This window comes from Streptomyces sp. NPDC053079, assembly GCF_044546695.1.
Classification (GTDB): Bacteria; Actinomycetota; Actinomycetes; order Streptomycetales; family Streptomycetaceae; genus Streptomyces.
Genome location: NZ_JBITZJ010000006.1, coordinates 343,453 through 361,425, shown reverse-complemented (window position 1 = coordinate 361,425; position 17,973 = coordinate 343,453). Strand labels below are relative to the sequence as shown.

Sequence of the window (17,973 nt, the reverse complement as noted above, 5' to 3'; positions counted from 1 at the left end):
CTGCGGGGGCGTACCCGCTCAATGCCCACGGGCCCGGCATCGCGTTCCATCTTCGAGGAGTTCAACGATGCTCAACCCTCGTACGTCCGCATCCGGGGTCACAGCCCCTCTCCCGGCAAGCCGCCGAGCTCCCGGCGCAGCACCACGGCCGTTGGGAGCTCCGGAGCAGATCACGTTCCCCTCAAAGAGGCTGGAAGCGCGGCGACTTGCGACCGTCACCGTCACTGGAGACGGCGTGCGTCTCGGCGACGTGATCACGGTGGGCGGCATCCCTCATACGGTCCGCGATATGCGTCGCGTGCAAGCCGGCTGCCAACGCCTGGAGTTCGAGGACGGAAACGTCTTCGTCTTCCCTCGCTCCCAACCCATCGAGGTCGGCCGTCTCTTCCCTCTCAACGGCCGCCCCGCGAACGGTTACCGCCGCGCACCGGCCCCGCGCTGGTGACAAGGCCCATCGAACCGACCGCAAGACGTGCTCACAGTCGGCTCATGAAGTCCCATCGCACCATCGTCCTCAAGGAGGCAGTCGTGGGTGATCAGGACAACGACGAGGAATACCAGGGTCTGGACGACCGCGAGTACGACCCTGACCAGGACTTCGGCAAGGCCAGCGACCCGGAGGGCCCCTATGCGGGCGACGGATACCCCACGGGGGTCAAATGATCGCGCGGACCGCACCCGGCACACCGAAGCGCACCTGCGCCGACGCCCTCGCACAGCGCGGCCACTTCGCGGCCGCATGGGTGGCACGCGCCTTCGACGCCGTGCACCGTGAGGCGTTCGTACCCGACAGGGTGTGGTGGCCCGAATCAGGTGAGGACGGGATGTTCCCCGTCCTGGACCGGACGGCGGAACCGGAGGCCTGGCTGGCGGCTGTTTACGACCCACATCGTCCACTGATCACGCAGGTGGAGGATCGCCTGACGCCGGCGGCCGGCCCCGCACGGGGTCGGTTCAGTTCCTCGGTCTCCGCGCCGGACGTCGTGTGCGACATGCTCGGCCACCTCCAGCTCGAGGAGGGACACACGGTCCTCGAAATCGGCACGGGGTCGGGCTACAACGCCGCGCTCTTGTGCGAGCGAGTGGGCCCGTCCGACGTCACCACCGTCGAGATCGACCGGCAGTTGGCGCACCGCGCCGAAGAGGCCCTACGGTCCGCCGGATACCGCCCCGACGTGCGGTGCGCGGACGGCGAGCGCCCCAGCGGAGGCTCACACCCGTACGACAGGGTCATCGCCACGGCCTCCACGTGGCGGATCCCCTATCCGTGGGTCGAGCAGGTCAAGGCCGGTGGGGCGATCCTGGCCCCGCGGGCCTGCGCCACCGGCGCCGACGGTCTCCTGTTCCTGCGAGCGGATGGTGACGGAGGCGCAGCGGGACGCTTCCTGGGCACCGTCTCCTTCATGCGGCTGCGCGGTCGGTTCGCCGACGGCTCGACGGTCGCCACTGTGCGCGACTCCACGTGGGACGCGGCCGAGACCGTGACCCGGGAAACCGGCCCCGAGGACCTGGCCGATGACGCCGACGCCCTGTTCGCCCTGGCCATGCGCTGCCCGGACCTGCGGGTCAGCCGGAACGACATCGGCACCTGGTGGCTGTCGTCCGCCGATGCCACATCGTGGGCGGCCGCCCGGCCGGGCCCGGACGGCACGTACAGGGTGAAACGCTGGGGGCCACGCGACCTCTTCACCGAACTCCTCGGTGCCGCCCGGTGGTGGCGGGACGCGGGGCGGCCGGGGATCACACGGTTCGGCGTCACCGTGACGGCTGACGGGGAGACGGTCTGGCTCGATGCTCCAGGCTGCCGGATCAGCCCGCCGGGTGGATGACGCCCTCCATAGGTCACCGCTCCGGCTTGCGGCTTCCGTTGCGTCAACTTCTACCGTCTTCCATGTGGCCGGAAAGACCGGCCCGGCAAGGGAAAGCGGGGCGGGCGATGGCCTGGTCGATCGCGGAGGTGGCGCGGATGTCCGGGGTGACCGCCCGGACGCTGCGGCATTACGACGAGGTCGGGCTGCTGCCGCCCGCGTGGATCGGGAGCAACGGGCACCGCTACTACGAGGAGGCAGATCTGCTGCGGCTGCAGCAGATCCTGCTGATGCGGGAGCTGGACCTGGGACTGCGGGAGATCAGGGGGGTCCTGGACAGCCAGGTCGACCAGGTGTCCGTGCTCCGCGAACACCACCGACGGCTGCTGGCGGAGCGGAACCGGCTGGAGACGCTCGCCCGCACCGTCGGCCGCACCATCGCCGAACTGGAAGAAAGCAAGGACGACAACGCCATGACGAAGATCAACCGGCCGGAGAACCTGTTCGAGGGCTTCGAGCCCTCCCCCGCCGACGCCGAAGCCGAAGCCGAGGTGCGCGAGCGGTGGCCGCAGGCGTGGGAGGAGGCCCAGCAGGCCCGCGAGACGATGACCGCCGAGGACACGGAGGAGTGGCAGCGGGAGGTGACGGCGCAGATGATCCGCTTCGCGGAGTTCATGGTGGCCGGCACGCCGGTCGCCGACCCTGCCGTACAGGCCGAAGTGGACGCCCACTACCAGGGCATCTGCCGGTTCTGGACGCCGAACGCGGACGCGTACAAGGGACTGGGCCAGACCTACGTGGACGACCCGCGGTTCCGCGCGAACTTCGACAAGATCGCCGACGGGCTGGCCGGCTACCAGCGCGATGCGATGGTCGCCTACGCCGACGCCCGGCTGAGCTGACGGACGGCTGAGGACGGCTGACCGGCGACTGACCGCCGGATCGCACCTACGGCTGACCGCCGGATCGCACTGCCGGCCTGACCGCCGGATCGCACTGCCGGGGGGCTGCAGACCCCCGGCGGCACTCGACCCGGGCCGTCAGCCCACCCGCTCCGCCAGAAAGTCCTCCCAGGTCCGCCGGCCCACGGCGGCACCCTCGAGGGTCAGGTTCTCGCCGGCACGGTACGCGCGGCCGGCGGCCCCCGGCATCCGGACCGGCATCATCAACCGGCTCTTGCCGCACGCCCGCAGGTAGCCGCGGCTCAGCTCGGCCATCCCGTACACCGTCGGCCCGGCCAGATCGGGCACCAGGCCAGCAGGCTGACCGAGAGTCAGCTCCACCAGCCGCTCGGCGACCTCGCGCGCATCGACCGGCTGGAAGCGGAGCCCGCCCGGGACAGGAATCACCGGCAACTTCGCCATCTTCCGCACCACGGTCAGGACCAGGTCGTGGAACTGCGCGGCACGCAGCGTCGTCCACGGCAGCCCGGACTCCGCCACCGCACGCTCCGCGCCGAGCTTGGACCGGAAGTAGCCCAGCGGGACCTTGTCCGCCCCGATGACCGAGATGTACACCAGGTGCCGCACCCCGGCGCGCGAAGCCGCCCGCACGAGGTTGCGGGTCGCCTCGTCGTCGCCCTTGGGGCCGCCGGCCAGGTGCAGTACGGTCCCGGCGCCGTCCACCGCGCGCTCGACGCCCTCGTTCCCGAGCAGATCACCGGTCACGTACTCGATGCCGTCCCCGGACTCACGGCCGCGCCGGCTGAGCACCCGCACGTCGTGGCCGGCGTCCCGCAGGAGCGGTACGACGAGGCTCCCGAGGGTGCCCGTACCGCCGGTGACCAGAAGGGGGGAAGTCGTCACGGCCATCTCCGATCCGTCCGTCCGGAAGTGATCTCCCGGCTGCAACCATTGCGTTTCGTGGGTCTACTGCCATGACCCCCCGCGACGAAGGAATGTGACACGGTGGACGAGAGTGCAGAGCTGATATTGCGTTTCGAGGAGCACCGGACGCATCTGAGAGCCGTGGCCTACCGCATGCTCGGCTCGCTGAGCGAGGCCGACGACGCCGTCCAGGAGACCTGGCTGCGCTTCAACCGCACCGATACCAGCGACGTGGAGAACCTCGCCGGCTGGCTGACCACGGTGGCGGGACGCGTGTGCCTGAACATGCTGCGATCGCGCGAGAGCCGGCGCGAGGAACCCCTCGAGCTGCGCATGCCCGACCCCGTCATCAGCCACGAGGGCGGGATCGACCCCGAGCAGGAGGCGTTGCTGGCCGACTCGGTCGGCCTGGCGCTGCTGGTGGTGCTGGACTCGCTGTCGCCGGCCGAGCGCCTCGCGTTCGTCCTGCACGACATGTTCGCCGTGCCCTTCGACGCGATCGCCCCGCTCATCGAACGCACCCCGGCCACCACACGGCAACTCGCGAGCCGCGCCCGCCGCCGCGTACAGGGCCAGGCACCGGTCCCCGACCCCGACCTGAGCCGCCAACGCGTCGCCGTCGACGCGTTCTTCGCCGCCGCCCGCGACGGCGACTTCGACGCGCTCGTCTCCGTGCTCGACCCCGACGTCGTCCTGCGCTCCGACGGCGGCGTCGGTCACTCCCTCAGCGTCGTGCTCCACAGCGCCCGGACGGTGGCGTCCCAGGCGGTCACCTTCGGCAAGCTGTCCCCGTTCGCACGACCGGCGCTCATCAACGGAATCGCCGGCGCCGCGGTCGTCGACACACACGGACAGCGGATCTCCGTCATGGCCTTCACCGTTGTGGACGGAAAGATCGTCGCCATCGACGTCCTCTCCGACCCCGACCGGCTGCGCGCACTCGACCTGTCGGCCCTCGACCGCTGACGACCCGAAGGGGACGTACGCGAAAGGGGCGCCCCGAATCCGGGGCGCCCCTTCTCGCCTGCGTCACAGCAGGACTGGCGGAGGCTGAGGGATTTGAACCCTCGGTGACATCGCTGCCACGACGGTTTTCAAGACCGTTCCCTTAGGCCGCTCGGGCAAGCCTCCCCGCATCGCAACAGCCGTTGCGGCGCGGGGACAGCCTACCGGGTACGCCGCCGCGGGACCGAGCCCCGGGCGGGGATACGGACTTCGGACCGCGCGGGGCGGTCCGGCCGGGCGGGGGCGCGGGTCAGCTGTCGCCCTTGCGCTCGCCCAGGACGATGTCCACGGTGTTCTGCTTGCCGTCGCGGGTGTACGTCAGGCTGACCTTGTCGCCCGGCTTGTGGGTCCAGATCTCGCTGATCAGGGTGGGACCGCTGTCGATCTGGGTGTCGCCCAGCTTGGTGATGACGTCGCCCGGCTTGAGGCCGGCCTTGTCGGCGGGGCCGCCCGGGGTGACGGCGGGGGTGTTGTTGGCGCCGCTGGGGGCGATCTTGGCGCCGTTGCCACCCTCCTTCATGTTCACCGTGGCCGAGATGACCGGGTAGATCGGCGTGCGGTTCTTGATCAGCTGCTCGGCGACGTTCTTCGCCTGGTTGATCGGGATCGCGAAGCCGAGGCCGATGCTGCCCGACTGGCCGCTGCCGCCGCCGAAGCCGCCGCCACCGCCGCCCGCGGACTGGATGGCGGAGTTGACGCCGATGACGGCGCCCTGGGCGTTGAGCAGCGGGCCGCCGGAGTTGCCCGGGTTGATCGAGGCGTCCGTCTGGAGGGCGCTCATGTACGAGGCCTGGCCGCTGCCGCCGCCGTCGCTGGAGGCCACCGGGCGCTTCTTGGCGCTGACGATGCCGGTCGTGACGGTGCCGGACAGGCCGAAGGGCGCGCCGATCGCCACGGTCGCGTCGCCCACCGCCGCCTTGTCGGAGTCACCGAGCGGGAGGGGGTTGAGCTTGACGCCGGAAGGGTTCTTCAGCTTGATGACCGCGACGTCGTAACCCTGGGCGCGGCCGACCACCTCGGCGTCGTACTGCTTGCCGTCGGAGAACGTCACCGAGAGCTTGCCGCTCTCGGCGGCCGAGGCGACGACGTGGTTGTTGGTGAGGATGTGGCCCTGCCGGTCGTAGACGAAGCCGGTGCCGGTGCCGCCCTCGCCGCTGCCGCTCTGCGCCTCGATGGTGACGACGCTCGGCAGCGCCTTGCTCGCGATGTCCGCGACCGAACCGGGGGAACGGCTCTCCGTCTTCGGGTCGCCGGACGACGAGACCGTGGTGGAAGTATCGCTTCCGTTTCTATCGGCCGCCCAGTAGCCGATGCCGCCGCCGACTCCGCCCGCGAGCAGCGCCGCGGCGAGCACGGCGGCCACCAGGCCGCCGCCCCGCTTGCGCGGCGGCGGGGTGGGGGCGCCCCACATCGGGACCGGGCCACCGTGGCCGCCCGCCGAGCCGTCGGGGGCAACGCCGTAGGGCGGGGGCGCGTCCGCGCCGCCGTACCAACCACCGGACGCCGGAGCTCCGGAACCGGGGGCCCCTGCCGCCGCGAACGCCGCGTGCGGCATCTGCGCCGAGGCCGGGTACTGACCGGCCGGGGCCGTCTGCCCCTGGCCGTCCACCGGAGCCGCCGGAGCCGAAGCCGGGTACTGCGCGGTCTGCGCCGTCTGCGCCTGGCCGTCCACGGGGGCCGCGGACGGGTACTGCGCGGTCTGCGCCGACTCGGCGGCCGCACCCGTCGCCGGGAACTGCGCCGTCTGCGCGCTCGGCTGCTGCGTCGCTTCCTGGCCGTGCGCGGGCGGTACGGACGGGAGCTGCGCGGTCCGGTCCTCGGCCTTCGTCAGCGCCACCGCGTCGGCCGCGTCGGCCATGGCCGGTGGGTCCGCGGGTACGGGCGGGGCCACCGGAGCCGAATGCTCCGGCTCGGCGTGCGTGGGCGCGGGCGCGGGCACCTGCGTGGACTCGGGCGACGCCCCCTCCGATGCCGGAGACGCCGTGCGCGGCCCCGCCGCGGACGGAACGGCGGCGCCCTCGTTCTCGGTGCTCACAGTTGTCTCCTCAATCAGGTACACGTCAGTTGTCGCGACTTCCGGCCACACTCGCATGTGTCTCGCACCAGCTTTTCCCATGACGCGTCAGACCACCGTAAGCGGAGCCTGTGACCTCGGCCGCCAGTCCTTACTACAGGACAAATCACACTCCCTGCGCGATCGCGCCGGGCGGTGGCACCATAACGCGGTGACCTACGCACACCCGGCCGGGGACATGCGTCCCGAGCGCCACCCCCTCGACGTCGTCGCCCACCGCGGAGCCTCCGAGGACGCTCCGGAACACACGCTGGCCGCGTACCGCAAGGCGATCGAGGACGGCGCGGACGCGCTGGAGTGCGATGTGCGGCTGACCGCCGACGGGCATCTCGTCTGCGTCCACGACCGCCGGATCAACCGCACGTCCAACGGCCGCGGCGCCGTCTCCACCCTCGAGCTGGCCGACCTCGCGGCCCTCGACTTCGGGTCCTGGAAGGGGCAGGCCGGCGACGCGGAGGCCCCTGACCGGGCCCTGGACCGGGACCCCGGCGGGTACTTCGACCCGGACACCGGCCGCAGGAGCGGCCGTGGAGTGCGCTTCCCGCCCGGACGTGCGCGCTCCGGGCCGGCCCCCGCAGCCGGGAACGGACCCGGCCCCGACCCCGATCCCGACCGCACCTCCGTCCTCACCCTCGAACGGCTCCTCGAACTCGTCGCCGACTCCGGCCGCCGCGTCGAGCTGGCCATCGAGACCAAGCACCCCACCCGCTGGGCGGGCCAGGTCGAGGACAGGCTGCTGACCCTGCTCGGCCGCTTTGGGCTCGCCGAACCCCCGCCCGCCGAACCCTCGCCCGTACGGGTGATGAGCTTCTCGGCCCGCTCCCTGCACCGGGTGCGGGCGGCGGCGCCCGCGTTGCCGACCGTCTATCTGATGCAGTTCCTCTCCCCCCGCTACCGCGACGGACGACTGCCCGTGGGCGTCGGCATCGCCGGGCCGAGCATCCGGATCGTCCGGAACAACCCCGACTACGTGGCCCGGCTGCACCGCGCCGGCAACCAGGTGCACGTCTGGACCGTGAACGAGCCCGAGGACGTCGAATTGTGCGCCCGCCTCGGCGTGGACGCGATCATTACAAACCGCCCCAAGGCAGTGCTTACCCAGCTCGGCCGACGGTAGCGGCCATTACATGGAGTGCACCGGCGCGTTCGGTGCGTATTCGAGCGTCGTGAGTGCCCCACCGCGTCGAGGTTGGCCGGTTTCCGGTCCAGTCCATTGGGGCATCCATCCCCTGACGTGGGGCAAAGGAGGTCTCGGGGGTGGCGTTGGTGGTGGCACAGGAGGTGCCCACGTCGTCGATCATGGCCGTACCCCATGGTCCAGCCGGTGTGGGTGAAGCGAGACACCGGATGCGCAAGGACTTGCGCACCAGCGGGGTACCGGAATCGGTCATCGACGACGCGGTACTGATCCTTTCGGAGCTGCTCAGCAACGCGTACCGACACGGTCGCCCGCTGAGCCGGGAGAACGGCACAAGAGGCCGCGAGGGACACGGCGGCATCCTCGCCGCCTGGCGGGTCGACGGACGCGGCAGCCTCACCGTCGAGGTCACCGACGGCGGCGGACCCACCCGGCCCTTTCCGGCCACTCCATCGGTCACCGCGCGCGGCGGCCGCGGACTGAACATCATCAGCGCGCTCTCCCGGGACTGGGGCGTCCGGGACTCCCTCGGCGAGGTGACCGTATGGGCGGCGCTCTCCGTACGCGCCGGCTTCGCCACGCGCATGGACCCCGACCCCGTCCTGTCCTTCTCCGACCTCGACGAGCTGGCGTGATGACGCGCGTAGATTGCCCACCGCGCTCAAGCACCCCCTGCCACGCCGCATAACAGGCGGCACGCGGAGAAACGGGTCCCGGGCCCGGACCGGCCGGCCGCAGGCCGTCGGGCCCCGCGCCCGCACCCCTCACCCGAGCCGGCCGCCATCACCACCCAGGCGTACGCACCGTCGCCTGCCGTCCGCGTGCCCTCGGCGCCCCCTTCCCGCGCGTGCCCGGCTGTGCCGACACACCGGGCGCTAGGCTCGCGCCGTCAACGCAGCAATGCCGTTCGGCACACGAGCACCCCCACGGGTTCACCCCGGGGTACCGGGCACCGGGCCGGACGCAACGATCGGGAGACACGCACACCATGGCCAAGAAGCGCCGCCCCCAGACCAAGGCCGCCACGCCGCAGGCCGGCGACGCGCCGATCCCTGTCGTCGGCGCCCGCGAGCCCTGCCCCTGCGGCTCGGGCAGGCGCTACAAGGCCTGCCACGGGCGCGCCGCCTCGCACGCGGTGGCCGAGCTGGTGCACCGTCCCTTCGAGGGCCTGCCCGGCGAGGCCGACTGGGTCGCCCTGCGCGAGCTGGTGCCCGCCGCGACCGTGGAGCTCAAGCTCAAGGGCGGGCTGCCCGAGGGCGTGCCCTCCGTGACGCTGGCGACCGTGCTGCCGATGGCCTGGCCCGCGCTGCGCCGCGACAGCGGCGCCGTACTGCTGGGCCTGCAGAACGACACCCCCACCGGCGACCTCAGCCGCGACCTCGCCGACACCCTGCAGCGCGCCCTGGCCGCCGAGCCCGGCACCCCGGTCACCGCGGAGCGCATCGGCGCCGAAGGTCCGCGCCTGCAGGACCTGCTGGACCTGGACAGCCCGTTCGAGCCGGTCGTCCACACGGGCTTCGAGTTCTGGATCGAGAACGCCGAGAACGCCACCGGTGAGGTCGCCGCCTCGCTGGAGCGGGCGAACGCCGCCGCCATCCCGACCGTCCGGCTGTCGGGCCTCGACGCCGCGTACTGGTGCGAGACCCCGGACAAGAACCACCTGCGCTGGGTCATGACGCACCCGGAGGAGCAGCTCCTGGACGCGCTCGCGCGGCTGCACGCCACGGGCGGCACGTCGCTCGGCGAGGGCACCCGCCTGGTCGGCTCGTTCCGCGCGCACGGCCTGACCGTGCCGGTGTGGGACCTGCCGAGCGGCATGGGCGCCGAGGACGTGGAGAAGCCCGCCGCGGCCTTCGCCGAGCGGCTCGCCGCCGCGCTCGCGGACGACAGCCCGCTGACGGCGGAGGAGCGCCGCGCCCGCGGCGGTCTCACCAGCCGTCAGGTCACCCTGAACTGATCCGTAAATCCATTCGGACAACCGCCAGGAATCAGCCGCGCCGCCACAGCCCGGCGGAATGCATGATTCCGGCGGTCGTCGCCGGTAAATGCGGGTAAATGGCGGGTCAAACTACGTGACTCCTGTCACAACTCCCGCTCTCAGGCCGGAAATCCGCGTCCGGAAATCCGCGATCGAATTTGCGAACCACGGATCTCTTGTTACGGTTCTAGAAGCCCGGTCGCTGGTGCATCCCCCGTCGCCAGCGACCGGGCGTTTCCATGCCCGGACACAGTGATCGGCCCTCTCGGCCGCACGCGCGGGCCACCCGGGCGAAAGCCACTCCCGGACATCCCCTACGGACGCCCCGCGCAGAGCCCCGCCGGGAAACCCCGAGGAAGCCGCGGAACAGCGCACACGGCCCCGCAGGAAGCCCCGTGAGGGCCCGCACCGCCCGCAGGCGGCCCCGGTCCCCCCAGGCCGCCCCCGACGTCCCGCAGACGGCTCCTAGGCCCGCGCGCACGCCGCCCTGGGCGCCCCCTTCAGGGGCGCCCACGCGGGCGCGGGGCTAACCCTCGTCCGGCTCCGGTGAGTTGCTGCCGGAGCGGAGCAGCAGCTTCCCCTCCGTCGAGGCGATCTCCGCCACCGCCGCATACGAGCCATGTCCGCGCAGGGTCTTCTCGTGCGGCGTCTCGCACATGTCCGGATCGTCGGTTGCGGCCATCCGGCACTGCACCTGCACGGTCCGCCCGGCGGGGGCCATGAGCGTCAGGACGCCCGTCAGCGGCGCACCCGTGGCGTTGCGGTAGTACGTCCGGGCCCAGGTCTCCCGCGACTGCTCCAGAACGCACGTCTGGGCCTCCACGCCTTCGGGAGAGGCCAGTTCGGGGCCGCACCGGGCCGAGCCGCGGTCCGGGTCGTCCGGGCCGGCCCCATAGGGACCGTAGGGGTCGTGGGGGTCATAGGAACCGCCGAGGCCCAGGAGGTCACCGGGGCCCGTGTGGTCGCCGTCCGGGCCGTGCGGAGCGCCCGCGCCTCCCGTGCCGCGGAATCCGGCCGGCCGCATCAGATCCCCGGCCGCGCTCCGGCCCTTTCCCGTATCCGCCTTCTGCCGTGGCTTTTCCCGTCCGCTCAGGCTCACCGGGCCCGCCGTGGCGACCGCCAGCGGCAGCACGACGGCGACAGCCACCGCGCCGGCCAGCGCGATCAGCCGGAAATTCGCCGCACGTCGCGAAGACGCGACGGGCACACGGGACGCACGCACCATGGGACCACCTGCAATTCGCCGCGGAAGCTGACTCGCTCGATCGCGGGGACGGACCGGAATTGATCGCGGGGACGGATTCGGACGCACGCCCGCCGGGCCGGCGGCGCCCTATGTCCCGGCGCCCGCCACAGCCACTGGTCCCGAACATAGGGGCACGACCGCGTTCTTCAGGACCTCGCACGGCCGTTTCCTGCAGTTCTTTCGGCGGCTTACACCCTTACGAGTGAGAGCGCGTGCGTCTCCCGTCCGTACGCGCCCCCACCGCACCCGCCGCGCGGCGGCCCGGCACATCGGCCCCCGCCCCGTACGCCGGCCCGGCATCCCGTGCGTCAGTACGTCAACCGGCTGCTGCCGCCGCCGGGCGCACCCGTGCTCCGTACGCTCTGCTCCACCAGGACGTCGACGACCGAGGCCACGTCCGGCAGCCAGGGCCGGGCCAGGCCGTCCACGCGGCGGCCGGACGCCGCCCTTCCACCGCGGCCGGAGGCGGCGCCCGCCGGCCGCGGCGCCCGCTCCCAGCGCACCCGCCCGGCGCCCGTGGGCGAGGGCGGCAGCACCGCGTAGCCGCCCTCGCCGTGGAAGCGCAGCGAGCCGGGCACCCAGTCCTGGTCGTTCAGCAGTTCGCCGAGGACCTCGAGCGAATAGGGGGCCACCAGCAGGGACCAGCGGGTGGGGGTGGCCACCACCGGACCGAGCCGTACGCCCGCACGGTCGAAGGCGGCCAGCGCCCGGGCCCCGGCGACCGCCGGCAGGCTCACGGCGCAGGGCGCCCGGCCGCCGGTGGCGAGCACGACGGGCGCCTCGGGCCGGTTGGTCCACCACCAGCGGACCATCCGGGCATCGGTGGTCGCGGCCAGCAGCCCCGGGTCGAAGGGGTGGGCGCCGGGGACCACGCAATCGGGGTCGGGGCAGCCGCATTCGCGTACGCGGCCGATGCCGGGCCGCAGCCCCACACCGGGGAGTACGGGCCACTGCCACTCCGTGGCGTAGGTCAGGGCCGCGGTGAGCACCGCGGACCGGCCGGCCCGCCGGAGGGAGAGCTTGCGTCGCCTTCCGAGGATCTCGCGCATGAGCGCTCGTTCCTTTCCGTGAACGCCGAAGGTGGGTCCCTGCCTTCGGGCAGGGACCGTCTTGCACATACATGAACACGTTGGCAGGAACTGCATGAACCGCATGGACTGCGGGAACCGCATGGACTGCACGGACTACGCATAGCCCCTGGGAGTGCGGGGACTACATGGCACTACGGGCACTGCTCGGCGCGGTACTCAACGCGCCGTCGCCCCTCGGACCGGCACACCAGGTGGATCACGAGTCGCTGCGCGTACAACGCAGCGCATCACGCCACGGGCCGAGCGTGAAACCTGGCGGGGGGTGGCGCGCGCATGGCGCTTCGTGCTGAGCCGGTGCGCCCCTCGCCTGCGGCATGGGTTGCCCCACGCCGCTCGGGGATGGGCGTGGCCGTCGACCGTTAAGACGCTCGGGCCCGCCGCCGGGTTGCGGGGCGGCCCCAACTGCCGCTGCCCTTCTCCGAGTACGTACCCACCGTGGTGGATGTGACGCGTTGTTGGAGCGACGCCAGTCGACAGCAAAATGCGGCCCACGGCACTTCTTTCCGGCCAAACTTCCAGGCGGTATGGAACCTCACCAGACACCACCAATCCCACTGGTCCAATGCTGGACATTCCCTTGCCCGGGCGTGTACATGTGGAGCACTGATAGCGCGCAACACGACAGGGGGTTTGCGATGCTATTGCGCAGAAAGCCCAGGCCAAGGAGCTGGTCAGGCGGGTGCGGCGGAGCGCCGCGGGCCGGGTCCCCGACGCGCCCGGACGGCGGCCGCCCCCGGCCCGGCCGGAACCGACGGCCATGAACGCCCCCCACCTGCCGAAAGTGGCCGGAATCAGCCCACCGGTCCCCGCCCCCGCGCACACTTCCGCCCCCGCAGTTCCCGCTCCCCCCTCCCCGGCGGCCCCGGCGGCCCCGTCCGACCCACCCGGCCCCTCGGCCCCCTCGCCGGGCGCCCTGGTGCAGGACCGCCTCGCGGGCTGGGTCTCCGACCTCACCACGCTCCAGGAACTGACCGAGCGGCTCGCCCGGACCGCACGGCTCGACGACGCCCTGCGCGAGGTGCTGCGGGCCGGCGCCTCGCTCGTGGGCGCCGGCCGCGGCCTCGTCACCCTCCGGCCCGCCGACGGCCCCGACGGCGGCCCCGGGCAGCCCGTCACCGTCGGTCTCGGGCTCGGCCCCGCCGACCTCGGCCACATCGAGACGATCCCGCACGAGGGCGACGCCGCGGCCCACAGCCCGTACGTCCGGCTGCTCGACGACCTCCCGCCCGCCGGCGACCGCTCCGGCACGGCGCACCCCGACATCCCCGGCGAGCACGGCCTCGACCCCCGCCACCGCGAGGTCGCGGCCCGCCTGGGCTACGCCGCCAGCTACGCCGTCCCGCTGGAATCGCCGGCCTGCCCGGCCACGGACCACGGCGATCCGCCCGCCGCCGGGCGGATCGGCGCGGCCGTCTGGCTGTACGACGAGCCCGCCGAGCCCACCGAGCGCCAGCGCGATCTGGCCGGCCTGTACTGCGGTTACGCCACCGAGCACCTCGCCCGCCTCCTGGAGCTGACCCACGCCCGCGAGACCCTCGCCACCCTGCGCGAGGAGCTGCTGCCCAGCCGGCTGCCGCGCGTTCCCGGCGTCCGCCTGGCCGTCCGGCACCGCGTCGGGCCACAGGGCGGCGGCGACTGGTACGACGCCCTCGCGCTCCCCGAGGGGGCGCTCGGCCTCGCCATCGGCGGAATCACTGGTTCCGGGCCCGGTGCGCTCGCCGCGATGGGCCGGCTGCGGGCCTCCCTGCGCGCGTACGCCGTCATGGAGGGCGAGGATCCGGTCGCCGTGCTCTCCGACCTCGAGCTGCTGCTCAGGGTGACCGAGCCCGCCCGTGCGGCGACCGCCCTCTTCGCCTACTGCGAGCCGGCCGAGCGCAAGGTGGTCGTCGCCGGGGCCGGGCACTGCTCACCACTGATCATCGGGGCGGACCGGGTCGCGTACGTGGAGACCTCGCTCTCCGCGCCGCTGGGGATGCTGGCGTGCTGGGAGGCGCCCAGCGTGGAGATCGAACCGGCACCCGGAGAAACGCTCCTCTTCTACAGCGACGGCCTGCTGCACCGCAGCGGCGACAGCATGGACCGGGCCTACTCCCGGCTGCACTCGGCCGCGGCGGGCGTGCCCCGGTCGGCCCGGCGCGACCCGGAGGCCATCGCGGACCACGTCCTGCGGACGGTGCTGCCGGACGGCAGCCTTCCGGAGGGTGGCGAGGACGTGATCCTCCTCGTGGCCCACTTCGAATGACCTTCTGAGCACCGCCACCCCGCCGGCCCGCCACCTGCGGTCATTCCATATGCACGCAGGTCCGCCGCTGACTGTTCGGTCACAGCCTTCTCCGGCACTTTCCCCCACACATACGATGGAAAGCGGCCCCGTTCGAGGAGGAAACGCAGTGACCGAGCAGCAGCCCGCACCCGAGAACCCCGAAGGTGACGAGCCCATCAAGCAGCGGAAGAACGGCCTCTACCCGGCCGTCTCCGACGAGCTCGCCGAGAACATGAAGTCCGGCTGGGCCGACACCGAACTGCACGACCTGCGCCCGATAGCCCAGGCCGCCGAGACCGCCCGCCGCCGCGCCGAGCTCTCGGCCCGGTTCCCCGGGGAGCGCCTGGTGATCCCGGCGGGCAACCTGAAGACCCGCTCGAACGACACCGAGTACGCCTTCCGCCCCTCGACGGAGTACGTCTACCTCACCGGCGACCAGACCCAGGACGGCGTCCTGGTGCTCGAGCCCACCGGTGGCGAGGGCCACGAGGCGACGCTGTACCTGCTGCCGCGCTCCGACCGCGGGAACGGCGAGTTCTGGCTCGACGGCATGGGCGAGCTGTGGGTCGGCCGCCGCCACAGCCTCTCCGAGGCCGAGCAGCTCTTCGGCATGCCCTGCAAGGACGTCCGCGAGCTGGCCGACGCCCTGCGCGAGGCCACCGGCCCGGTCCGGGGCGTCCGCGGCCACGACGCCGGCATCGAGGCGGCCCTGACCGACAAGGTCACCGCCGAGCGCGACGAGGAGCTGCGCGTCTTCATCAGCGAGCAGCGCCTGGTGAAGGACGCCTTCGAGATCGGCGAGCTGCAGAAGGCCGTCGACTCCACCGTCCGCGGCTTCGAGGACGTCGTGAAGATCCTCGACAAGGCCGAGGCCACCAGCGAGCGCTACATCGAAGGAACGTTCTTCCTGCGCGCCCGCGTCGAGGGCAACGACATAGGCTACGGCTCCATCTGCGCCGCCGGCCCGCACGCCACCACCCTGCACTGGGTACGCAACGACGGCCCGGTCCGCTCCGGCGAGCTGCTGCTGCTCGACGCCGGCGTGGAGACCCACACCCTCTACACCGCCGACGTGACCCGCACGCTGCCGATCAACGGCACGTACACCGAGCTGCAGCGCAAGATCTACGACGCGGTGTACGACGCCCAGGAGGCCGGCATCGCGGCGGTCAAGCCGGGTGCCAAGTACCGCGACTTCCACGACGCCGCGCAGCGGGTCCTCGCCGAGCGCCTCGTGGAGTGGGGCCTGGTCGAGGGCCCGGTCGAGCGCGTCCTGGATCTCGGCCTGCAGCGCCGCTGGACCCTGCACGGCACCGGCCACATGCTCGGCCTGGACGTCCACGACTGCGCGGTCGCCCGCACGGAGACCTACGTCGAGGGCGTCCTGGAGCCCGGCATGGTCCTGACCGTCGAGCCCGGCCTGTACTTCCAGGCCGACGACACGACCGTGCCGCAGGAGTACCGCGGCATCGGCGTGCGGATCGAGGACGACATCCTGGTCACCGAGGACGGCAACCGGAACCTCTCGGACGGCCTGCCGCGGACGTCCTCGGACGTCGAGGCGTGGATGGCCCGGCTGAAGGGCTGATCCCCCCTTCCGCGCACGCACGGCCCCGCGGCCCGCACACGGCGGGCCGCGGGGCCGTGCGCGCGAGCGGCGTCGCGGCGGTCGCGGGCGCATGATGGTCTCAGGGGCATCACCGATGAGGGAGGTGCCGGGCCATGACGAAGTTCATGGACGTCCATCACGGCATGCAGGGCATCACCAAGGACCAGCTGGCCACCGCGCACCGCGCCGACCAGGCGATAGAGCGCGAGGAAGGCGTGCGCTTCGAGCACGCGTGGGCGGACCCGAAGTCGGGGACCGTCTACTGCCTCTCCGACGCGCCCTCGGCGGACGCGGTCAAGCGCATCCACGAGCGGGCCGGACACCCGACCGACGAGGTGCACCAGGTGCCGCTGGAGATCTGAACGGAGCGCGGCGGTCGGGGGCGGGCATCACGACGCCCGGAGCAGCGCCGCCGCGGGCGGGCCGCCCTCTCTCCACTTGAGGATCTTGTCGAAGCTGACCACGGCGCCCTGGCGGCCCGGGCGGTTGCGGACGCGGACGTGGTCGGTGAGGGACTCGATCAAGAAGAGACCCCGGCCGTGTTCGTCGTGGACGGGGGCCGGGGTCCTGGGGTGCAGCGTGCGGGCCGGGTAGCGGCGGGCCCGCCGGGGCCGTTCGGCGAATCCGGGTCCGGAATCGGTGACCTCGATACGACAGGTGTCCCCGTCGATGAGCGCGGTGACGCGGTAACCGGTGGAGGCGTCACCGCCGTGCTCGACCGCGTTCGCGCACGCCTCACTGAGCGCGACCGCCAGGTCGTAGGAGGTCTCGGGATCGACGCCGGCCGTCTCCATGGCGCCGATCAGAAGCCGCCGGGCGAGCGGAACGCTCGCGGCCTCGCGCCGCAAGTGGAGTGACCACCAAATGCTCATGCTCAGCCTCCTGGCTGCGGCTCGACATACCGATACGTATAGCCGCCGTAGGCGCCCCGTAAGCCTGCGGGTCGTGTGAGTCCGCTCATTCGGCCGACGCGCCCTGTGGGTGAGGACGTGTATGGGACAAGGTGACAAGTCGGGCTTACCGATTCACGGCGGGCCGCACCCCTGCCGTAGGGAATCGGTAAGGCCGGTGGGATGATGGCGCAGCCATGCCTCACCCCGTCGCGCGCGCCGGCGCCGATCTGCGACTGATACGGGCCGCGGTGTTCACCGCGGTCTGTGTCCTGCTGTCCGCGGGCGGGCACGTGCTGGCGTCCTGCGCGAGCGTTCCGCCGTGGACGCTGGCGGCCGGGTTCGCGGCCGTCTTCGGGGTGGCCGTGCTGCTGGCCGGGCGGGAACGCTCGCTGCCGGGGATCGCGCTCTTCCTGGCCGTCGGACAGCTCGCGCTGCACACGCTCTTCGGACTCGGGCAGCACCTCTCGGGCGCCGGAGCGGCCGGCCGACAGGCCGCGCACGAGGGCGGATTGATCCGCTTCGCCGCCCAGCTCACCTGCAACCAGGCCCCGATGTCCGCCGGTCAGGCGCGCCGGATCGTCCTCGACGCCGGCCTCGACCCGGCCGTCCACCCCGCGGCCATGGGCATGCCCGCCGGCGTCCCGGCCCCCGTACGGGCGTCGCTGGCGCACACGCTGCTGCCCTCGCTGCCCATGGTGCTCGGCCACCTGCTGGCCGCGCTGGTCCTGGGCTGGCTGCTGCGGCGCGGCGAGGCCGCGCTGTGGCGTGCGGTGCGGCTGTCGGCGCGGTCGGCCCGCGGTGCCGCGGAGGCCGCGCTGGTCCGGGCGCTGCGGGCCGTGCTGGTGCTCGTCGGCGTACCGGCGGTGGAGCCGCCCGTCGCGGCCGCGCACCCGGCGTACGGGCAGGACGAGCGCCCGGCGCAGGAGCCGGAGCTGCGGCATCTGGTGATCAGGCGGGGGCCGCCGCGCTTCGCCCTCGCGGCCTGACACGCGACGTACTCCCCACTGCTTTACGGCTTACGGCGGGAGGACGGTCGCGCTGC

General features: G+C 72.7%; 16 protein-coding genes, 1 tRNA gene and 1 pseudogene. 12 read left to right on the top strand and 6 right to left on the bottom strand.

Going from position 1 to position 17,973, the window contains the following annotated elements; all coding sequences use genetic code 11:
• Nucleotides 1-289 precede the first annotated feature (289 nt).
• The 4 genes from ACIGXW_RS23905 to ACIGXW_RS23890 all read left to right on the top strand — a co-directional run bounded on the left by ACIGXW_RS23905 (nucleotide 290) and on the right by ACIGXW_RS23890 (nucleotide 2,710).
• Nucleotides 290-445, top strand: coding sequence for a hypothetical protein (locus ACIGXW_RS23905; protein ID WP_399574934.1), 156 nt, complete (start codon nucleotides 290-292; stop codon nucleotides 443-445).
• Between the two features lie 44 nt (nucleotides 446-489).
• The gene (locus ACIGXW_RS23900; protein ID WP_399574933.1) at nucleotides 490-663 is read left to right on the top strand and encodes a hypothetical protein; all 174 of its coding nucleotides are present in this window, start codon (nucleotides 490-492) and stop codon (nucleotides 661-663) included.
• Nucleotides 660-1,829: a methyltransferase domain-containing protein gene (locus ACIGXW_RS23895; RefSeq protein WP_399574932.1), complete on the top strand. Its 1,170-nt coding sequence runs from the start codon at nucleotides 660-662 to the stop codon at nucleotides 1,827-1,829. Before ACIGXW_RS23900 ends, ACIGXW_RS23895 begins: the two co-directional genes overlap by 4 nt.
• A gap of 107 nt (nucleotides 1,830-1,936) precedes the next feature.
• Nucleotides 1,937-2,710 carry a MerR family transcriptional regulator gene (locus tag ACIGXW_RS23890; protein WP_399574931.1) on the top strand — a complete coding sequence of 258 codons (774 nt, stop codon included), beginning with the start codon at nucleotides 1,937-1,939 and terminating at the stop codon, nucleotides 2,708-2,710.
• 138 nt (nucleotides 2,711-2,848) lie between these two features.
• On the opposite strand, the gene ACIGXW_RS23885 is transcribed toward ACIGXW_RS23890, so the two are convergent.
• Nucleotides 2,849-3,619, bottom strand: a complete 771-nt coding sequence (locus ACIGXW_RS23885; RefSeq protein ID WP_399574930.1) for an SDR family oxidoreductase — start codon at nucleotides 3,617-3,619, stop codon at nucleotides 2,849-2,851.
• Between the two features lie 96 nt (nucleotides 3,620-3,715).
• Here ACIGXW_RS23885 and ACIGXW_RS23880 point away from each other — a divergent pair, with 96 nt between their 5' ends.
• Nucleotides 3,716-4,600 carry a sigma-70 family RNA polymerase sigma factor gene (locus ACIGXW_RS23880; RefSeq protein WP_399574929.1) on the top strand — a complete coding sequence of 295 codons (885 nt, stop codon included), beginning with the start codon at nucleotides 3,716-3,718 and terminating at the stop codon, nucleotides 4,598-4,600.
• Between the two features lie 75 nt (nucleotides 4,601-4,675).
• On the opposite strand, the gene ACIGXW_RS23875 is transcribed toward ACIGXW_RS23880, so the two are convergent.
• Nucleotides 4,676-4,765, bottom strand: a tRNA-Ser gene (locus tag ACIGXW_RS23875).
• Nucleotides 4,766-4,889: 124 nt separating this feature from the next.
• A complete protein-coding gene (locus ACIGXW_RS23870; protein WP_399574928.1) occupies nucleotides 4,890-6,674 on the bottom strand; it encodes a trypsin-like peptidase domain-containing protein in 1,785 nt (594 codons plus the stop codon).
• A 217-nt stretch (nucleotides 6,675-6,891) separates the two neighbouring features.
• Here ACIGXW_RS23870 and ACIGXW_RS23865 point away from each other — a divergent pair, with 217 nt between their 5' ends.
• The 3 genes and pseudogenes from ACIGXW_RS23865 to ACIGXW_RS23855 all read left to right on the top strand — a co-directional run bounded on the left by ACIGXW_RS23865 (nucleotide 6,892) and on the right by ACIGXW_RS23855 (nucleotide 9,808).
• Nucleotides 6,892-7,830 carry a glycerophosphodiester phosphodiesterase gene (locus ACIGXW_RS23865; protein WP_399575119.1) on the top strand — a complete coding sequence of 313 codons (939 nt, stop codon included), beginning with the start codon at nucleotides 6,892-6,894 and terminating at the stop codon, nucleotides 7,828-7,830.
• Nucleotides 7,831-7,883: 53 nt separating this feature from the next.
• Nucleotides 7,884-8,486: pseudogene (locus tag ACIGXW_RS23860) on the top strand (ATP-binding protein).
• 353 nt (nucleotides 8,487-8,839) lie between these two features.
• Nucleotides 8,840-9,808 carry a DUF5926 family protein gene (locus ACIGXW_RS23855; protein WP_071966048.1) on the top strand — a complete coding sequence of 323 codons (969 nt, stop codon included), beginning with the start codon at nucleotides 8,840-8,842 and terminating at the stop codon, nucleotides 9,806-9,808.
• Nucleotides 9,809-10,355: 547 nt separating this feature from the next.
• Here the strand turns inward: ACIGXW_RS23855 and ACIGXW_RS23850 are convergent.
• Nucleotides 10,356-11,054 carry a hypothetical protein gene (locus ACIGXW_RS23850; RefSeq protein ID WP_399574927.1) on the bottom strand — a complete coding sequence of 233 codons (699 nt, stop codon included), beginning with the start codon at nucleotides 11,052-11,054 and terminating at the stop codon, nucleotides 10,356-10,358.
• A 329-nt stretch (nucleotides 11,055-11,383) separates the two neighbouring features.
• Nucleotides 11,384-12,124 (bottom strand): bifunctional DNA primase/polymerase, encoded by a 741-nt coding sequence (locus ACIGXW_RS23845; protein ID WP_399574926.1) that lies wholly within the window; start codon nucleotides 12,122-12,124, stop codon nucleotides 11,384-11,386.
• Nucleotides 12,125-12,923: 799 nt separating this feature from the next.
• Here ACIGXW_RS23845 and ACIGXW_RS23840 point away from each other — a divergent pair.
• The 3 genes from ACIGXW_RS23840 to ACIGXW_RS23830 all read left to right on the top strand — a co-directional run bounded on the left by ACIGXW_RS23840 (nucleotide 12,924) and on the right by ACIGXW_RS23830 (nucleotide 16,400).
• Nucleotides 12,924-14,408 carry a PP2C family protein-serine/threonine phosphatase gene (locus ACIGXW_RS23840; protein ID WP_399574925.1) on the top strand — a complete coding sequence of 495 codons (1,485 nt, stop codon included), beginning with the start codon at nucleotides 12,924-12,926 and terminating at the stop codon, nucleotides 14,406-14,408.
• Nucleotides 14,409-14,556: 148 nt separating this feature from the next.
• Nucleotides 14,557-16,017: an aminopeptidase P family protein gene (locus ACIGXW_RS23835; RefSeq protein WP_399574924.1), complete on the top strand. Its 1,461-nt coding sequence runs from the start codon at nucleotides 14,557-14,559 to the stop codon at nucleotides 16,015-16,017.
• Nucleotides 16,018-16,151: 134 nt separating this feature from the next.
• Nucleotides 16,152-16,400: an SCO4226 family nickel-binding protein gene (locus ACIGXW_RS23830; RefSeq protein WP_071966051.1), complete on the top strand. Its 249-nt coding sequence runs from the start codon at nucleotides 16,152-16,154 to the stop codon at nucleotides 16,398-16,400.
• A 27-nt stretch (nucleotides 16,401-16,427) separates the two neighbouring features.
• Here ACIGXW_RS23830 and ACIGXW_RS23825 read toward each other — a convergent pair whose 3' ends face one another.
• Nucleotides 16,428-16,910 (bottom strand): ATP-binding protein, encoded by a 483-nt coding sequence (locus tag ACIGXW_RS23825; RefSeq protein ID WP_071966052.1) that lies wholly within the window; start codon nucleotides 16,908-16,910, stop codon nucleotides 16,428-16,430.
• Between the two features lie 215 nt (nucleotides 16,911-17,125).
• Here ACIGXW_RS23825 and ACIGXW_RS23820 point away from each other — a divergent pair, with 215 nt between their 5' ends.
• Nucleotides 17,126-17,917: a hypothetical protein gene (locus ACIGXW_RS23820; protein WP_399574923.1), complete on the top strand. Its 792-nt coding sequence runs from the start codon at nucleotides 17,126-17,128 to the stop codon at nucleotides 17,915-17,917.
• The last annotated feature ends 56 nt before the right edge of the window (nucleotides 17,918-17,973 follow it).

Coding starts and splice junctions, on each gene's coding strand:
- ACIGXW_RS23905 (WP_399574934.1), top strand. CDS start 290: ATGCGTCGCGTGCAAGCCGGCTGCCAACGCCTGGAGTTCGAGGACGGA.
- ACIGXW_RS23900 (WP_399574933.1), top strand. CDS start 490: ATGAAGTCCCATCGCACCATCGTCCTCAAGGAGGCAGTCGTGGGTGAT.
- ACIGXW_RS23895 (WP_399574932.1), top strand. CDS start 660: ATGATCGCGCGGACCGCACCCGGCACACCGAAGCGCACCTGCGCCGAC.
- ACIGXW_RS23890 (WP_399574931.1), top strand. CDS start 1,937: ATGGCCTGGTCGATCGCGGAGGTGGCGCGGATGTCCGGGGTGACCGCC.
- ACIGXW_RS23885 (WP_399574930.1), bottom strand. CDS start 3,619: ATGGCCGTGACGACTTCCCCCCTTCTGGTCACCGGCGGTACGGGCACC.
- ACIGXW_RS23865 (WP_399575119.1), top strand. CDS start 6,892: ATGCGTCCCGAGCGCCACCCCCTCGACGTCGTCGCCCACCGCGGAGCC.
- ACIGXW_RS23855 (WP_071966048.1), top strand. CDS start 8,840: ATGGCCAAGAAGCGCCGCCCCCAGACCAAGGCCGCCACGCCGCAGGCC.
- ACIGXW_RS23850 (WP_399574927.1), bottom strand. CDS start 11,054: ATGGTGCGTGCGTCCCGTGTGCCCGTCGCGTCTTCGCGACGTGCGGCG.
- ACIGXW_RS23845 (WP_399574926.1), bottom strand. CDS start 12,124: ATGCGCGAGATCCTCGGAAGGCGACGCAAGCTCTCCCTCCGGCGGGCC.
- ACIGXW_RS23840 (WP_399574925.1), top strand. CDS start 12,924: ATGAACGCCCCCCACCTGCCGAAAGTGGCCGGAATCAGCCCACCGGTC.
- ACIGXW_RS23830 (WP_071966051.1), top strand. CDS start 16,152: ATGACGAAGTTCATGGACGTCCATCACGGCATGCAGGGCATCACCAAG.
- ACIGXW_RS23825 (WP_071966052.1), bottom strand. CDS start 16,910: ATGAGCATTTGGTGGTCACTCCACTTGCGGCGCGAGGCCGCGAGCGTT.
- ACIGXW_RS23820 (WP_399574923.1), top strand. CDS start 17,126: ATGCCTCACCCCGTCGCGCGCGCCGGCGCCGATCTGCGACTGATACGG.